The sequence below is a fragment of the Parviterribacter multiflagellatus genome (assembly GCF_056863265.1).
The window spans coordinates 253,624-268,446 of sequence record NZ_JBXPIZ010000006.1; the positions used below are offsets into that span (position 1 = coordinate 253,624).

14 protein-coding genes and 1 tRNA gene are annotated in these 14,823 nt (G+C 74.4%); 7 read left to right on the forward strand and 8 right to left on the reverse strand.

The genetic code is table 11. The features are described 5' to 3' along the window. Positions 1-184: 184 nt before the first annotated feature. Positions 185-1,309 carry an NAD(P)H-dependent glycerol-3-phosphate dehydrogenase gene (locus AC1UE5_RS14790; protein WP_482924753.1) on the forward strand — a complete coding sequence of 375 codons (1,125 nt, stop codon included), beginning with the start codon at positions 185-187 and terminating at the stop codon, positions 1,307-1,309. On the opposite strand, the gene AC1UE5_RS14795 is transcribed toward AC1UE5_RS14790, so the two are convergent. Then, positions 1,306-2,121, reverse strand: a complete 816-nt coding sequence (locus AC1UE5_RS14795; RefSeq protein ID WP_482924755.1) for an HAD family hydrolase — start codon at positions 2,119-2,121, stop codon at positions 1,306-1,308. The two genes, AC1UE5_RS14790 and AC1UE5_RS14795, sit on opposite strands and share 4 nt — an antisense overlap. 25 nt (positions 2,122-2,146) lie before the next feature. Here AC1UE5_RS14795 and AC1UE5_RS14800 point away from each other — a divergent pair, with 25 nt between their 5' ends. Together AC1UE5_RS14800 and AC1UE5_RS14805 are read left to right on the forward strand one after the other, a co-directional pair. Then, positions 2,147-4,441, forward strand: coding sequence for a DEAD/DEAH box helicase (locus AC1UE5_RS14800; RefSeq protein ID WP_482924757.1), 2,295 nt, complete (start codon positions 2,147-2,149; stop codon positions 4,439-4,441). 100 nt (positions 4,442-4,541) lie between these two features. Next, the gene (locus AC1UE5_RS14805; RefSeq protein WP_482924760.1) at positions 4,542-5,507 is read left to right on the forward strand and encodes a M23 family metallopeptidase; all 966 of its coding nucleotides are present in this window, start codon (positions 4,542-4,544) and stop codon (positions 5,505-5,507) included. Between the two features lie 4 nt (positions 5,508-5,511). Here the strand turns inward: AC1UE5_RS14805 and ade are convergent, their stop codons facing one another. Both ade and AC1UE5_RS14815 read right to left on the reverse strand, forming a co-directional pair. Further along, positions 5,512-7,227, reverse strand: coding sequence for an adenine deaminase (ade, locus tag AC1UE5_RS14810; RefSeq protein WP_482924762.1), 1,716 nt, complete (start codon positions 7,225-7,227; stop codon positions 5,512-5,514). Continuing rightward, on the reverse strand, positions 7,224-7,748 hold the full coding sequence (locus AC1UE5_RS14815; protein WP_482924764.1) for a phosphoribosyltransferase: 525 nt from the start codon (positions 7,746-7,748) through the stop codon (positions 7,224-7,226). Before AC1UE5_RS14815 ends, ade begins: the two co-directional genes overlap by 4 nt. A gap of 45 nt (positions 7,749-7,793) precedes the next feature. Here AC1UE5_RS14815 and AC1UE5_RS14820 point away from each other — a divergent pair, with 45 nt between their 5' ends. The 3 genes from AC1UE5_RS14820 (at position 7,794) to AC1UE5_RS14830 (ending at position 11,408) form a co-directional block, all read left to right on the forward strand. Continuing rightward, positions 7,794-8,993 (forward strand): NAD(P)/FAD-dependent oxidoreductase, encoded by a 1,200-nt coding sequence (locus AC1UE5_RS14820; protein WP_482924767.1) that lies wholly within the window; start codon positions 7,794-7,796, stop codon positions 8,991-8,993. An 84-nt stretch (positions 8,994-9,077) separates the two neighbouring features. Continuing rightward, positions 9,078-11,345, forward strand: coding sequence for a putative bifunctional diguanylate cyclase/phosphodiesterase (locus AC1UE5_RS14825; protein ID WP_482924769.1), 2,268 nt, complete (start codon positions 9,078-9,080; stop codon positions 11,343-11,345). Continuing rightward, positions 11,336-11,408, forward strand: a tRNA-Phe gene (locus AC1UE5_RS14830). The genes AC1UE5_RS14825 and AC1UE5_RS14830 overlap by 10 nt, the downstream gene beginning before the upstream one ends. 37 nt (positions 11,409-11,445) lie before the next feature. On the opposite strand, the gene AC1UE5_RS14835 is transcribed toward AC1UE5_RS14830, so the two are convergent. After that, positions 11,446-12,108 carry a hypothetical protein gene (locus AC1UE5_RS14835; protein ID WP_482924771.1) on the reverse strand — a complete coding sequence of 221 codons (663 nt, stop codon included), beginning with the start codon at positions 12,106-12,108 and terminating at the stop codon, positions 11,446-11,448. 46 nt (positions 12,109-12,154) lie between these two features. Next, on the reverse strand, positions 12,155-12,703 hold the full coding sequence (locus AC1UE5_RS14840) for a dihydrofolate reductase family protein (protein WP_482924773.1): 549 nt from the start codon (positions 12,701-12,703) through the stop codon (positions 12,155-12,157). Between the two features lie 99 nt (positions 12,704-12,802). On the opposite strand from AC1UE5_RS14840, the gene AC1UE5_RS14845 reads away from it, so the two are divergent. Next, positions 12,803-13,351 (forward strand): PadR family transcriptional regulator, encoded by a 549-nt coding sequence (locus AC1UE5_RS14845; protein WP_482924775.1) that lies wholly within the window; start codon positions 12,803-12,805, stop codon positions 13,349-13,351. Between the two features lie 6 nt (positions 13,352-13,357). On the opposite strand, the gene AC1UE5_RS14850 is transcribed toward AC1UE5_RS14845, so the two are convergent. The 3 genes from AC1UE5_RS14850 to AC1UE5_RS14860 form a co-directional block, all read right to left on the reverse strand. Further along, positions 13,358-13,963, reverse strand: a complete 606-nt coding sequence (locus tag AC1UE5_RS14850; protein WP_482924777.1) for a dihydrofolate reductase family protein — start codon at positions 13,961-13,963, stop codon at positions 13,358-13,360. A 25-nt stretch (positions 13,964-13,988) separates the two neighbouring features. Next, positions 13,989-14,213 (reverse strand): CDGSH iron-sulfur domain-containing protein, encoded by a 225-nt coding sequence (locus AC1UE5_RS14855; protein ID WP_482924779.1) that lies wholly within the window; start codon positions 14,211-14,213, stop codon positions 13,989-13,991. Between the two features lie 101 nt (positions 14,214-14,314). Further along, positions 14,315-14,821 (reverse strand): class I SAM-dependent methyltransferase, encoded by a 507-nt coding sequence (locus AC1UE5_RS14860; RefSeq protein ID WP_482924781.1) that lies wholly within the window; start codon positions 14,819-14,821, stop codon positions 14,315-14,317. Positions 14,822-14,823: the final 2 nt, after the last annotated feature.

The window sequence follows — 14,823 nt, forward strand, 5'->3', positions numbered from 1 at the left end:
GATTAGACACGAGCACGGCTCCATGACCAAGCGATTCGCTCCGCAGTGCGGCGCGAGCGCCGCGGTGACCGAGGACGGGCCGGTCGCTCCGGATCTCGGTCGGAGGATCGTGGGAGCTTCCGCGAAGCGCCGGCACCTCCACGCCCGCGTAACCGGTGCGGGCGGCGGGACTACCTTCCCTCCGATGCCGCAACCGCGCCGATCCCTCTACCTGCCGATCCCCGGACGGCGGGCGATCGTGCTCGGAGCGGGGTCGTTCGGCACCGCCGTCGCCGTGCTGCTCGCGCGTGGCGGGCTGCGGACGACGCTGCAGGCGCGGACCGAGGAGCAGGCGCGGCGGCTGGTCGACGACGGGGAGAACGCCGCGTACCTGCCGGGGGTCGAGCTGCCGCGGGAGCTGCGGATCGAGGACACGAGCGCGGGGCTCGCGCGCGCGGACTTCGTGTTCCTCGGCGTGCCGTCGCGAGGGCTGGACGAGGTGATCGCCGAGCTGGAGGCGAACGGGCTGCCGAAGGTCGCCGCGGTCGTCTCGATGGCGAAGGGGCTCGTGCCGCCGGACGGGCGCGCGCCGAGCGTGCTCCTCCGTGACCTGCTCGGCGCCGACCGCGTCGCCGTCGTCGGGGGTCCCGCGCATGCGCGCGAGATGGTGCACGAGGGCGCCGGGCTCGTCGCCGCGTCGTCCAACGAGCCGCTGGCCGACGCGATCGCGCAGGTCTTCCTCAAGGCGGGCGTCGTGTGCGAGACGTCGACCGACCCCGTCGGCGTCGAGCTGGCGGGCGCCGCGAAGAACGCCGCCGCGCTGGCCGCGGGCGCGACCGAGGCGCAGGGGCTCAACGCCGCCGGCGCCGCGGCGGGCCACATCTTCGCCGAGGTCTGGGCGCTGGCCGCTCAGAACGGCGCGCAGCCCGAGTCGATGATCGGCCTCGCGGGCACGGGCGACCTCGTCGCGACCGCGCTCGCGCCCCAGTCGCGCAACCGGCGCGCGGGCGAGCTGCTCGCGCAAGGCGTGCCGTCCGAGGAGATCCCCGAGCGGATCGGCCAGGCGGTCGAGGCGCTCGAGTCCGTCCCGCTGCTGAGCGCCGCGATCCAGGAGGCCGGCGTCCACGCGCCCGTCACCACCGGGCTGACGCGGCTGATCAGCGGCGAGCTGCCGCTCGACGACTGGGTCGAGCTCGTGCGGACGACGGTGCCGGTGCCCGCGCGACGGCGCGTCGTCGTCCGCCCGCGCCCCGGGTTCTTCCGCCGCCAGGGCCAGAAGTGGCGCGCGTGGCGCTCCGGCCGCGCCGGCGACGACCCTGCCGCGGCCTAGCGGCCCGGGGCCGAGCGCCGCTCGGCCAGCTCCGTCACGACCGCCTCGTACACCCCACCGCCGTGCCCGGCCTCGGCGACGCGCACGTTGCGCGGCAGCGAGCCGACGAGCAGCGGGTCGCGATCCAGCGCGTTCGCCACCAGCCACATCGTCCCGACCGCCTCGGCGGCCGTGAGGTCCTCGCGCGAGTCGCCGCAGGCGATGCACTCCTCCGGCGCGTAGCCCCGGACGCGCATGTGGCGCGCCACCGCCCGCCCCTTCGACACGCCCCGCGGGAGGAGGTGGAACGCCCGCATGCCCGGCCGGTCGATCCCGCCGTTGTCGACCAGCCGCAGCTCGTCGTGCCCGTGCTCCTGCAGCAGCGCGTCGGCCACCGACGCGTCGATGTCGCCGCGGAACAGGTGCGAGACGTCGCGGTTCAGGTGCCAGGGGTCGTGGTACTCGAACACCGCGTCGGCGAACCGCTCCAGCAGCAGCTCCGGCGCGCCGGTCGCGGCGACCTGCTCGTTCACCGTCCCGCGACCTTCGTCGGGGAAGTACGGCTCGGTCATCCACTCGATGTCCGGTCCGTCGACCACCGCCGCGCCCGCCTCGAAGATGTACGAGCGGCAGCCGAGCAGGCGCGCGTCCTCCATCACCTGCGCCCGCCGGCGGCCGGACATGATCACGACCTCGACGTCCGCGCGCAGGCACGTCTCGATCGCGCGGAAGGCCAGGTTCGACACCTTGCCGTCGCCGTCGTGCAGGATCGAGGCGCCGCGTCCGAGCAGCGTGTTGTCGAGATCCACGTAGAGCGCTTTGAGCCGGGCCATGAGCGGCGCCTACCCTAGTCGTCAGGTGGCCGTCCAGTCGCGTGAGATCGAGCCGTGGACCGACCTGCTCGCGTCCGGGCGGGCGGACGAGCGCCTGGTGCGCGAGGCGCAGGAGCACGACCGGCCGCCGGTGCTCGAGCCCGTGCCGTTCGACCTGCACCCGAAGGTCCGCGACGCGCTCGCGACGATGGGCATCGACGCGCTCTACACGCACCAGGTCGAGGCCTTCAAGGCGGCCGCCGCGGGCGACTTCATCGTCACGACCGGCACGGCGTCGGGGAAGTCGATGTGCTTCAACCTGCCGACCCTGCACCACCTCGTGTCGGATCCCTCGGCGCGGGCGCTGTACCTCTACCCGACGAAGGCCCTCGCGCAGGACCAGGCGCGAGCGCTGAACCGGTTCGGGCTCACGCGGGAGATCCGCCCCGCGATCTACGACGGCGACGCCTCGCGCGAGGAGCGCACCGCCGCCCGCCGCCGCGCGAACGTCGTGCTGACGAACCCGGACATGCTCCACGTCGGCATCCTGCCGCGGCACGACCTGTGGCGCGACTTCCTGCACCGGCTGGACATCGTCGTGGTCGACGAGGCGCACGTGTACCGCGGGGTCTTCGGCTCGCACGTCGGCAACGTGCTGCGGCGGCTGCGGAGGTTCAGCCCGCGGGCGAAGTTCCTCATGGCGAGCGCGACGATCGCCAACCCGCAGGAGCTGGCCGAGCGGCTCACCGGCCTCGACGACATCGCGCTGGTGGAGAACGACGGCTCGCCCAAGGCACGCCGCCGCATCGCGATGTGGAACCCGCCGCTGGTGGACGAGGCGCTCGGCGTCCGGCGCAGCGCGCTGACCGAGGCCGCCGACATCCTCGTCCGGCTGGTCAAGGAGGGCGCGCGGACGATCTGCTTCATCAAGTCGCGCAAGGCGGTCGAGCTGACGGCCAAGCTCGTCGCCGACCGGCTGCGCGACGCCGAGCCGCACCTGGCGAACACGGTCGCGCCCTACCGCGCCGGCTACACCGCGCAGCAGCGGCGCGAGCTCGAGCAGCGGCTGGTCGACGGCGACCTGCGCGCGGTCATCACCACCGACGCGCTGGAGCTGGGCATCGACATCGGCGCGCTCGACGCGTGCGTCGTCGTGACGTTCCCCGGCACGGTCGCCTCGCTGCGCCAGATGTGGGGCCGCGCGGGCCGCCGCGGCCGCGGGCTCGCGGTGTACATCGCGGGCGAGGACGCGCTCGACCAGTTCTTCTGCCGCCACCCCGACGAGTTCCTCGACCGGCCGGTGGAGTCGGCGATCCTCGACCACGAGTCCGAGCAGATCCACCTCCAGCACCTGCTGTGCGCCGCGCACGAGGCGCCGATCACCGGCGAGGACGCGCAGGAGCTGGGGCCGAACGTCCTCACGCACGCGCGCACGCTCGAGGCGATGGGCGAGCTGCGCGAGACGCGCTCGGGCGCGTACGTCCTGGCGCAGCCCGAGGACTACCCGGCGTCGCGCGTCTCGCTGCGCTCCGCCTCGCCCGACTCGTTCGCGGTGGTCGACGTCGCGCAGGGCGAGGTGCTGGGGAACGTCGAGGCCGCGCGCGCGTTCTCGACCGTCCACCAGGGCGCGGTGTACCTCCACATGGGGCGCTCGTACGAGGTGGTCGAGCTCGACCTGGACATGCGCCGCGCGCTCGTCAAGCCGTTCAGCGACGGCTGGTACACGCAGCCCAAGAAGGAGACCGACACGTGGATCGAGCAGCTGCTCGACCAGCGCGAGGTCATGGGCGTGAAGCTGTCGTTCGGGAAGGTGAGCGTCACGGAGACCGTGCTCGCCTACCAGCGCAAGTCGCTGCCCGACCACGAGGTGATGGACCTCCAGGCGCTCGACCTGCCGCAGACGACGTTCTCCACCCAGGCGCTGTGGTACGAGCTGCCGGCTTCGATCGTCGTCGACGAGTTCCCCCGCGACCAGCTGCTCGGCGCGCTCCACGCGGCCGAGCACTCGCAGATCGCGGTGCTCCCGCTGCTGGCGATGTGCGACCGGTGGGACATCGGCGGCCTGTCGACCAACGCGCACCCGCAGACCGGCGTGCCGACGATCTTCATCTACGACGGCCACCCCGGCGGCGTGGGCATCACGCGCCAGGGGTTCCTCAACTTCGACCTGCTCGTGGGCGACGCCCACCGGCTGGTGAGCGAGTGCCCGTGCGAGTCCGGCTGCCCGTCGTGCGTGCAGTCGCCCAAGTGCGGCAACCTCAACGAGCCGCTGGCCAAGGCGGCGTCCGCGGAGCTGATGCACCGGATGTTGCAGCGCCTCCGCACGGACTCGGACGCCTGAACCTCCACGCAGGCTGCACGGGTCGAGGCGCCGACGCGCCAGATCCGACGGTAGGGACCAGATGGGCCAGCGACGCTCCTCGCTCCTACTTGCACTCGTGATGGGCTACGCCTTTACCATCTGGGCGCCGCCCGTCGCACCGGCTCTCGGTGCGACGGGAGGCGCCTCGGCCGACGCCGCGGACGGCGGCCCGTACGACACGGGCGCGATGACCTACGGCGCGCCGACCAAGCAGCAGCCGGTGGCACGCACGTTCAAGGTCACGCCGGGCACCGTCACCGAGGGCGGGAGGGCGAAGCTGAAGCTGCACGTGGTCGAGCGGGGCGTCAAGCGCGTCAGCGTGCGCGTCGCCGCGATCGAGCGCGGGACGGGGCGCGTGGGCGCGAACGTCGCGCTGGGCACCGTCCGGACCGGCAGGACCGTCACGCTGGCCTGGCCCGCCGGGAAGCTGCCGAGCGCCGGCAAGTACGTCGTCCGCCTGCACGTCCGCGATCCGCAGGGGGCCACGCTCGCACGCGCCGGCTCCGCGACCGGCAAGTCCAGCCTCGTCGTGCGGCCCCGACCGCGCCCGGAGATCTCGCAGCCGGAGCCGCAGGCGCAGCCTACGCCCGGCGCCACCCCGCTTGCCACCGTGATCGCCGGTGGGATCTTCCCGGTGCAGGGCCCGTACACGTGGGGCGGCAAGGACGCGGCCTTCGGCGCGGGCCGTACCGGCCACACGCACGAGGGTCAGGACCTGCCCGCCGACGCGGGGACGCCGGTGGTCGCGCCGGTCGCCGGCACCGTCGCGTACACCGACTACCAGGCCGGCGGCGCGGGCTACTACGTCGTGCTGAACACCGACGACGGGCGCGCGATGTTCTTCGCGCACTGCCAGGCCAACAGCACGCTCGTGACGCCGGGCCTGCGCGTCGCGGCCGGCCAGCAGCTGTGCGGCGTCGGCTCGACCGGCGCGTCCAGCGGCCCGCACCTGCACTTCGAGCTGTGGCTCGGCGGGTGGCGCGACCGCGGCGGGACCGTGATCGATCCCCTGCCGCAGCTACGCGCCTGGGCCGGGCTGGCCTAGCGCCTCAGTCGAGCGCCAGCGGGACGACCCGCGCGGCGAGCACGTCGACGAGGCCCTGGTCGGTGACCTTCAGGTCGGGGATCACCGACAGGGCCAGGAAGCTGAGCGTCATGAAGGGCGTGGCCGAGGTCACGCCCTGCTCGGCCAGCAGCGCCTCGAGCTCCACCAGCTTCGCCGCCACGCGCTCGACCGGCTCGTCGGCGAGGAGGCCCGCGACCGGGAGCGGCTGCTCGCCGATCACCGCGCCGTCGCGGGCGACGACGACGCCGCCGCCCAGCTCGGTCAGCCGCTCGACGCACGCGAGCATCGACGCGTCGTCGACGCCGCACACGACGACGTTGTGCGCGTCGTGCGCGACGGTGGACGCGAACGCGCCGTCGGTCAGCGCGAACCCGCGCACGAGCCCGACGCCGACGTTGCCGCTGCCGTGGTGGCGCTCGACGACCGCGAGCTTGGCCAGGTCGCGCGCCGGGTCCGCGACGACCACGCCGTCCTCGACCTTCGGCTCCGCCTCGCCGGCGCCGGTGATGAGCTGGCCGTGGACGAGGTCGACGACGCGCACGCGGCCGTCCGCCGCGCCGAGGCTGAGGTCCGCCGCGGTGACCGGCGCGGGCCGGACGGTGCCGGTCGTCCACGCCGGCGCAGGCGCATGGTCGAACGGCTCCGCCACGCCGTCGCGCGCGACGACCCGCCCCGCGCGCAGGACGAGCGACGGGCGCAGCGTCTTCAGGTCATCGAGCAGGAGCAGGTCGGCGTGGTAGCCGGGCGCGATCGCGCCGAGGTCCTCGATCCGGTGCGCCCGCGCGGCGTGCAGCGTCGCCATCACGAGCGCGTCCTCGACCGGCACGCCCGCCGCGACCGCGCGCGCCGCCATGCCGCCGATGTGGCCCTCGTCGACCAGCGTCGTCGGCTCGCGGTCGTCGGTGCAGAACGCGGTGTGGTCGGGGCCGTGCCGCAGCACCAGCTCGATGCCCGCGTCGAGGTTGCGGGCGTTCGACGCCTCGCGGATCAGCACCCACATGCCGCGCCGGCGCTTCTCCAGCATCTCCTCCGGCGTGATCGCCTCGTGGTCGGAGCGGATCCCGGCCGCGGCGTACGCGTCGAGCAGCGCGCCCACGACCGCCGGCGCGTGGCCGTCCACGTGCGTGGCGCCGGCGAGCGCGACACGCTCCAGCACGTCCGCCTCCCCCGCGATGACGCCCGGGAAGTTCATCATCTCCGCGACGCCCAGCGCGCGGTCGCGCTCCAGCACCGCGGCCATGTCGGCCGCGGTCAGCTCCGTCTTCGCGGTCTCCAGCGGGGAGGCCGGCACGCACGAGGGCGCCATCACGTAGACGCGCAGCGGCAGGTCGGCGGTGGCGTCGAGCAGCCAGTGCACCCCGTCGACGCCGAGCACGTTCGCCAGCTCGTGCGGGTCGGTGACGATGCCGGTCGTGCCGAGCGGGACGATGGCGCGCGCGAACTCGGCCGGGACGAGCTTGGAGGACTCGATGTGGACGTGCGCGTCGATGAAGCCGGGCACGAGCCAGCGGCCGCTGCCGTCGATCGTCTCGCGCGCGCCCGCGTATGAGTCGCCGACGCCGGCGATCCGCCCCTCGGCGATCGCGACGTCGCCCTCGAGCCACTCGCGCGTGAACGCGGAGAACACGCGCGCGCCGGTGATGACGACGTCAGGCTCCGCATCGCCGCGCGCGACGGCGATGAGGCGTGCGCGGCTCACGCTTCGCTCTTGCCGCCGCCCACCGGCGGGTCGGCGCTCCACGGGAACGTGATCCACTTGTCGGTGCGCCGCCACACGTAGTCGCACTTGACGACCGACTGCGGCTTCTCGTAGAGCACCGCGGTGCGGACCTGCGCGACCTTGCCGGCGCAGAACTCCTGCACGACCTTGAGCGTGCCGCCGGTGTCGGCGACGTCGTCCACGATCAGCACGCGCTCGGCCGTCACGTCGACCAGCTCGGGGACCGGCGGGAGGATGAGCGGGACCTCCAGGCGCTGGTCGACGTCGGTGTAGAACTCGACGTTGATCGTGAACGTGTTCTTGACGCCCAGCGCGTAGCCGAGCGCCCCGCCCGGCAGCAACCCGCCGCGGGCGATCGCGAGGATGATGTCCGGCCGGTAGCCGTCGGCGTGGACCGTCTCGGCCAGCGACCGTGCGGCCGACCCGAGCTCGTCCCACTGCATGCGCTCGCGCTCAGGGAGAGCGGCCTCCGGCGCCGCCTCGGTCCGCGGGGCGTCCATCGTTCGAGGGTACCCGGGCCGGACCGCATAGGATGCAGGGCAACGGTGGCCCGCGATCTCGTCATCGTCGGCGGAGGCATCACCGGACTGAGCCTCGCCGTCCACGCCGCCCTCCGCGGGCTAGACACGACGTTGGTCGAGGCCGGCCCCATCGGTGGTGTCGCCACGCAGCGGTCGACCGGCCTGGTCCACACGCACCGGCGCGACCAGCTCGCGGCGCAGCTCGCGCTCCGCGGGCTGCAGCACTTCGAGACGTTCGAGGAGCGCTACGGCGGGCCCAGCGGGTTCGTGAAGACCGGGTTCGCCTACGTGCCGTCACTGGACGAGGTGGGCGACGGGTCGTTCCGCGCGCGCGTGCGGATGCTCAAGGCGGTCGGCGTCGAGACCGAGGTGATGACCGCGGCGGAGATGGAGGAGATCGACCCGGCCATCGAACTCGGCATCGCCGACACCGTCGCGTACGAGGCGCGGTCGGGATACGCGGATCCGGAGCTGACCGCGATGACGCTGCGGAACGCCGGCGAGCGCGCGGGCGTCACGTTCATCGACCACACGCAGGTCGTCGGGCTGCTCATCGGCGCGATCCGGACGATGCCCGGCTCCCCCCACTTCAACCCGGCCGCGGTGCGCGGCGTGAAGCTCTCGACCGGCGACACGCTGCTCGCGGAGAAGACCGTGGTCTGCGCCGGCGCGTGGTCGCGCGGGATCGCAGCGGAGAGCGGGCTCGACCTGCAGGTCCGGTCGGCGGCGGTGCCGATGGCGGCGCTCGCGCGGCGGACCGCGACGCACCTGACGGTCGTCGACGCGGGGCTGGGGATCGCGTTCCGCCCCGAGGCCGAGGACTCGACGCTGCTGTGGCGGCGTGGCGAGGACGCGCAGGAGCCGGTCGAGTCGCCGGACGCGGAGCTGCCGGAGCTGAGCGGCGACGCGGCGGTGGAGCTGCACGAGCGGCTCGAGCAGCGGATGCCGGTCGCGGGCGGGACGGAGCTGCTCGGCTCGATTACGTCGCTGCTCGACGTCACGCCGGACGGGCTGCCGCTCATCGGCCCGACGTTCGTGCCCGGGCTGTGGGTGAACTGCGGCTGGAGCGGGACCGGCTTCGAGAGCGCGACGGCCGCGGCCGACTCGCTGGCCACGTGGCTGCGCGTGGGGCGGCGGCCGCCGGAGCTGGCGCCGTTCTCGCCGTCGCGCGAGCTGGGCCCGGCGACGCCGTTCGGGCAGCGCGCGCTCGGCAGCGGCGCCTGACGCTCCCGCGACTCGGCACGTCCGCGTTCGGTCGTTCGTCCGACCGCGCTGCTCCACGCGCGAAGGGCCGTCGATGGCCCGGGCATGGAGCATCGCCTGACGACCGACCTCAGCGCGCGCCGGCGGCACGCCGTGCGGGCCGGGCTGTGGGCGCTGCACGTCGCGGTTGCCGTCGTCGCGCTGACCACGGTCACCGGGCTGGGCATCGACGCGGTCGGCGGGACCGTCGCCGCGATCACGTACCCGATCGGCGCCGCGCTGATCGCCGCGCGGGTGTTCGGGATGCGCGACGGGCGCCGCGGCTGGTCCCTCGTCGCGCTCGGCATCGGCCTGTGCATGGTCGGCCAGCTCGTGTGGGCGCTGTTCCTCGACGGCCGCACCGATCCGTCGAGCGCTTCGCTGGCCGACGCGTTCTGGCTCTCGCTCCAGCCGTGCGTCGCCGCGGGGCTGTTCCTGCTCTCGCGCCCGGAGCGGCGGGTGCCCGCGGGCGTCCGGCTCGACGGCCTGATCGCGGCGCTGGGCGTCTGCGCGGTCGGCGCGCTGATCGTCTTCGAGCCCGTCGCCGCGGAGGCACCGGGCGGCACGCTCAACCGCCTCGTCGCGTTCGCCTACCCGATCGGCGACGTGCTGCTGCTCGCGGTCACGGTCGGCGTGCTCGCCGTGCGCGGGTGGCGGGTCGACCGGCTGTGGGCGCTGATCGGCGCCGGCGTCGTCGGCGTGATGCTCGCCGACGTGCTGTTCCTGCTCGAGGTCAACACCGGGCGGACCGACCGCTCGATGCTCGTCACGCTCCTGTGGCTCGTCGGCCTGACGCTGGTGGCGCACGCGGCGTGGACGCGCCCGGCGCCCGTGCCGGTGGACGACGCGGGCGGGCGGCTGCTGGCCGTGCCGTCGCTCTTCGCGCTCGCCGCGCTCGGCCTGCTGTTCGCGGATCACTTCGGCGGCGTCGCGGCGCCGGTCTTCGCGTTCGCGATCGCCACGCTCGTCGCGGTGCTCGCGCGGGCGGGGATCGCGTACGCCGAGCTGCGGACGCTGGCCGACCGGCGGCGCGAGGCGCTGACCGACGACCTCACCGGGCTCGCGAACCGGCGCGCGCTGAGGCGGACGCTGGAGCGGCTGCTAGGGGATGGCCGCCCGGTCGCGCTCCTGCTCGTCGACCTCGACCACTTCAAGGAGCTCAACGACACGCTCGGCCACACCGCGGGCGACCTCGTGCTGCGCGGCGTCGGGCCGCGGATCCGTTCGGTGCTCGGGCCCGACGACCTGCTGGCGCGGCTCGGCGGAGACGAGTTCGGCGTCGTGCTCACCGGCGTCGACGAGGGCGAGGCGATGCTCGTCGCGCAGCGCGTGCGGCGGGCGATCGCGGAGCCGTTCGAGGTGCAGGGCATGCTGCTGCGCGGCGCCGCCAGCATCGGGATCGCGCTGACGCCCCAGCACGGGACGACGGCCGAGGCGGTGCTCGCGCGCGCCGACGTGGCGATGTACCAGGCCAAGCGGCTGCGGACCGGTGAGCAGGTCTACACGTTCGAGGCCGACACGCACTCGCGGGACGCGCTGGCGCTCGCGGGGGAGCTGCCGAGCGCGATCGCGAGCGGCCAGATCGAGGCGTTCTTCCAGCCGCAGGCCGACGCGGCCACCGGGCGGATCGTCGGGGTCGAGGCGCTCGTGCGCTGGCGCCACCCCGAGCGCGGCCTGCTCGCGCCGGCGGCGTTCGTGCCGCTCGCCGAGCAGACCGGCGTCGGCCGCGCCCTGACGCGGTGCGTGCTGGAGCAGGCGCTGGCGGCGGTCGCCGAGTGGCGCGCGTCGGGCGACGCGCCCGGCCTGCGGGTGAGCGTCAACACGACCGTCGCCGATCTCCTCGACACGTCCTTCCCGGGCGAGGTCGCGGCCGCGCTCGACGCCCACGGCGTGCCCGCCGACGCGCTCATGCTCGAGGTGACGGAGAGCTCGATCCTCTCCGACCGCGAGCGCATCGACGCGGTCCTCGCCGCGCTGCGCGCGCAGGGCTGCCGCCTCTCGCTCGACGACTTCGGCACGGGCTACTCGTCGCTCGCGCACCTCAAGGAGCTCGACGTCGACGAGATCAAGATCGACCGCTCGTTCGTCCTGCCCATGGGCACCGACCGCACCGCCTCCGCGATCGTCGAGGCCACGCTCGCGCTCGCGAACCGCCTCGGCGTGACTGCGACGGCCGAGGGCGTGGAGGACGACGCGACGTGGGAGCTGCTGCTCGCCGCGGGCGCCGATGTGGTCCAGGGTTACCGGCTGAGCAAGCCGATCCCGGCCGCCGACGTGACGCCCCTCCTCAGCTCGCCGCCGGGTCGCTACCCTGTTGCGGCCTCGGCGAGATAGCTCAGTTGGTAGAGCACACGACTGAAAATCGTGGTGTCCCCGGTTCGAGTCCGGGTCTCGCCATCGCCTGAAGCCCCGCCTCCGCGGGGCTTCGCTCGTTCTAGAGGCCCATCGGCGGCAGATCGGCGCGGAACGCGGGCTTGTCGCCCGTGAGGACGTGGACGGTCACGGCGCCCACGAGCTCGCAGAACGCGGCCGGTCGGGCGCGGCGGGAGAAGAGCGGCGCGCAGTAGAGCCAGGCGGCGTACTCGGACTGCAGGTCGAACCCCAGCCCGAGCGCCGCGTGGCCCAGCACGTCGTGCACCGCGCGCAGGTGGTCGACCGCGGTGTCGGAGAGCAGCGGGTGCGGCGCGTCGGCGGCCGCCGCGCGCAGGCGCATCGTCTCGTGGGTGCGCAGCTCGCGGCACAGGTCGGCGGCGTCGGCGTACGGCTCCTCCACGGTGTCGACGAGCGTGACCTGCACGCCGAGGCCGCCGCGTGGACGCGGGGCGGCGATCGCCTCCGCCAACACCGCGGCCTCCCGCGACAGCGCGGCGTACGCGGCGACGACCTCGCTCGCGCTCGCCGCGGGCGGGCCGGTGTACCAGTCGGCGACGCGCTCGGCCCGCCTGCGGGTGAGGAAGCCGACCGACCGCAGACCGCGGACCGACGGGAGCGGGCTGGTGGCGAGGCGGGCGACGAGGCGCTGTGCGGGCCACCACTCGGGCAGCACCTCGGTGGGCGGGGCAGGAACGGCGGCGGGGGAGATCGTGAGCGGCTGCATGCCACGTCAGACCGCGGGCGCGCCGCCGTTCGTGACACCGCCTGCGTCACAGCACGGTCGGCGCGTACTCCAGCAGCTGCAGGCGGCCGTCGAACGTGCGGCTCTCGACCAGCTCGAGCTTGGCGTCCGGGTACCCGTCGTAGATCCGCTCCCGCCCCGTGCGCCCGGTGATGACCGGGAAGACGACCACGCGGAACCGGTCGACGAGCCCGGCGCTCAGGAGCGCGCGGCACAGCGTGAGGCTGCCGAGCGTGCGCAGCGGCCGGTCCTCCTGCGCCTTCAACGCGCGCACCGCCTCGACCGCGTCGCCGGTCACCAGGCGGGTGTTCGGCCAGTCCAGCGGCTCGCTCAGCGTGCTGGAGAAGACGACCTTCGGCATGTCGCCCAGGGCATCGGAGCCCGGCTCGCCTCCGGCGGCCATCGCGAACATCAACCGGTACGTGTTCGCGCCCATGAGCGTCGTGTGCTGCGCCTCGGCCGGCTCTCCCAGCCACGCCAGGTACTCGGGTCCTTCCATGCCCCAGAAGCCGGGCCACCCCTCCGCGGCCCCGTAGCCGTCGAGCGAGGTGATGTAGTCGATCATCAGGTCAGCCATGGGCGCATCGCACCAGAGCCCCTGCGCGGTCGCAATGGGTCTGACTGCGCCCATTGCGCCATCCGCCACGTTCGGCTTCGATGTATCGGAGCGGAACGTATGCGGCTCAAGCCTGGCTCGTACCTCATCCTCGGGATGCTCGACAGCGGCGTCTCGACCGGCTACGCGATCAAGCGCGCGGTCGATCGAAGCACCCGGTTCTTCTGGGCGGCCTCGTTCGCGCAGGTCTACCCGGAGCTGGCCGCGCTCGAGGAGGGCGGCTACGTCGTCGGCACCGACGAGCCGCACGGCGCGCGGGCGCGCAGGACCTACCGGCTGACCGACAAGGGCCGGGACGCGCTCGACTCCTGGCTGCGCAGCGAGCGGGTGCCGGACTTCGAGCAGCGCGACGAGGGGCTGCTCCGCCTCTTCTTCGCCGACGCGCTGCCGCCCGAGGACGCGCTCGCCCTGGTCGCGCGCCTCCGGGCCCGCGCCGAGGAGCGGGACCGCGCGTTCCAGGCCGAGATCCTCCCGCGGGCGCGGCGAGCGCCCGGCAGCTTCCGGCTCGCGGTCGCCCGCGAGGGCGCCGACTACTTCGCGTGGCGCGCGGCGTGGTTCCGCCGGCTGGAGGCCGAGCTGGCGGCGAACCTCGGGCTCGACGAGCCGTGACCGCCGTCAGCGCCTGACGCGGTAGCGGAGGTGGGTGACGCCGCCTTCGCCTTCGAGCACCCGGGTGCGCTCGAGGTCGATCTGCTCGGCGGCGAGGTGGTCGAACAACCGGCGCCCCTGCCCGAACAGCACCGGCACGACGTGGAGCTCGAGCTCGTCGAGCTCCCCGGCGGCGAGCGCCTGCTGCGCGGTCGCGGCGCCGTGGACGAGCACGTTCTTCTCGCCCGCCGCCTCGCGTGCCCGCCGCATGGCGGTCGCCACGTCGCTCACGTAGGTCACCTGCGGCCACGCCCCGACGTCGATCTGCGGCGCGCTGCGGCTGAAGACGAAGATCGGCACCCCGCCGTGGTGGTCGCCGCCCCAGCCTCCGGCCCACTCGAACGTCCGCCGCCCGGCGACGACCGCACCGGTCGCCATGAACTCGTCGACGACCTCGCCGTTGACGCCGCCGGAGACGAGCCCGGGCACGCCGTGCGCGCCCGGCCCCACGCCGGTCAACGCCCAGTCGTGCAGGCGCCCGCCGCCGTCGCCGAGGCCGTTGTCCGGCCCCTCGTTCGGGCCGGCGATGAAGCCGTCGAGCGTCATCGACATGTAGAGGACGGTGGCGGCCATCAGCGGCTCCTCTCCGCTCGCGCGGTCACGGGTTCGCGCGCCATCCTGCCCGAGCGTGCGAGCCGTCGCACCACGGCTTGTCGGCGGAGAGACCGCAGCGGCACAGGTACGCCGTGTCGGCGATGGGGCTGGGCGCGCCGCCGGGGCCCGCGATCTCCAGCGGACCGGTGACCTGGTACGGGCCGTCCGGCAGCGGGATGAGCTGCGCGGTCGCGGGCGCGGTGTCGTGTCGGTGCGGGGTGTCGGCCATGTGGTCGGGTCCTCCGGTTCGCGAACCTCCGTCCTGACGGATCGCACCAGAGCAGCCGCCACGGGACAACGGGGTCCACCGCACCGGTCGGCGCAGACCGGTCAGCCGGCGGTGGCGGCGAGGACGCAGGCGTGCTGCGTGCCGACCTGCGCGACCACGGGCTCCGCGGGCACGAAGCCGTGCGCGCGGAGGGTGGCGGCGAGCTCCTCGGCGAAGTCGCCCGGCGCGTCCGCGGAGCGCCACGACGGTGCTTGGTTGGCGAGCGCGAGCCGACCGCCGGGCGCGAGCAGCGCACGCGTGCGCGGGAGGAACGCGTCGGCGCGGCGCCAGAAGTCCGCGACGTGGAACGCGAAGACCGTGTCGAACGGCGCGGCGCCGTCGAGGTCCGCCGTCAGGTAGTCGCCGCCGAGGATCCGCGCGCGCCCGGCGTTGCGCGCGCCCGCCGCCGCGACCATCTTCGGCGACCGGTCGAGCCCGGTCACTTCCGCACCCGCGTCGCACATCAGCGTCACCGCGACCCCGTGCCCGCACCCGACCTCGAGCACCCGTTCGCCCGGCCGCACGCCCAGCACCCCGACCGCCCACGTCTGCCGCTCCGATGCCCTCATGG

What these genes read in the sequence shown, in the direction of transcription:
- AC1UE5_RS14805 (WP_482924760.1), top strand. Translation starts at nt 4,542, where the DNA reads ATGGGCTACGCCTTTACCATCTGGGCGCCGCCCGTCGCACCGGCTCTC.
- AC1UE5_RS14790 (WP_482924753.1), top strand. Translation starts at nt 185, where the DNA reads ATGCCGCAACCGCGCCGATCCCTCTACCTGCCGATCCCCGGACGGCGG.
- AC1UE5_RS14840 (WP_482924773.1), bottom strand. Translation starts at nt 12,703, where the DNA reads ATGGCTGACCTGATGATCGACTACATCACCTCGCTCGACGGCTACGGG.
- AC1UE5_RS14860 (WP_482924781.1), bottom strand. Translation starts at nt 14,821, where the DNA reads ATGAGGGCATCGGAGCGGCAGACGTGGGCGGTCGGGGTGCTGGGCGTG.
- AC1UE5_RS14850 (WP_482924777.1), bottom strand. Translation starts at nt 13,963, where the DNA reads ATGGCCGCCACCGTCCTCTACATGTCGATGACGCTCGACGGCTTCATC.
- AC1UE5_RS14815 (WP_482924764.1), bottom strand. Translation starts at nt 7,748, where the DNA reads ATGGACGCCCCGCGGACCGAGGCGGCGCCGGAGGCCGCTCTCCCTGAG.
- AC1UE5_RS14845 (WP_482924775.1), top strand. Translation starts at nt 12,803, where the DNA reads ATGCGGCTCAAGCCTGGCTCGTACCTCATCCTCGGGATGCTCGACAGC.
- AC1UE5_RS14795 (WP_482924755.1), bottom strand. Translation starts at nt 2,121, where the DNA reads ATGGCCCGGCTCAAAGCGCTCTACGTGGATCTCGACAACACGCTGCTC.
- AC1UE5_RS14855 (WP_482924779.1), bottom strand. Translation starts at nt 14,213, where the DNA reads ATGGCCGACACCCCGCACCGACACGACACCGCGCCCGCGACCGCGCAG.
- AC1UE5_RS14835 (WP_482924771.1), bottom strand. Translation starts at nt 12,108, where the DNA reads ATGCAGCCGCTCACGATCTCCCCCGCCGCCGTTCCTGCCCCGCCCACC.
- AC1UE5_RS14825 (WP_482924769.1), top strand. Translation starts at nt 9,078, where the DNA reads ATGGAGCATCGCCTGACGACCGACCTCAGCGCGCGCCGGCGGCACGCC.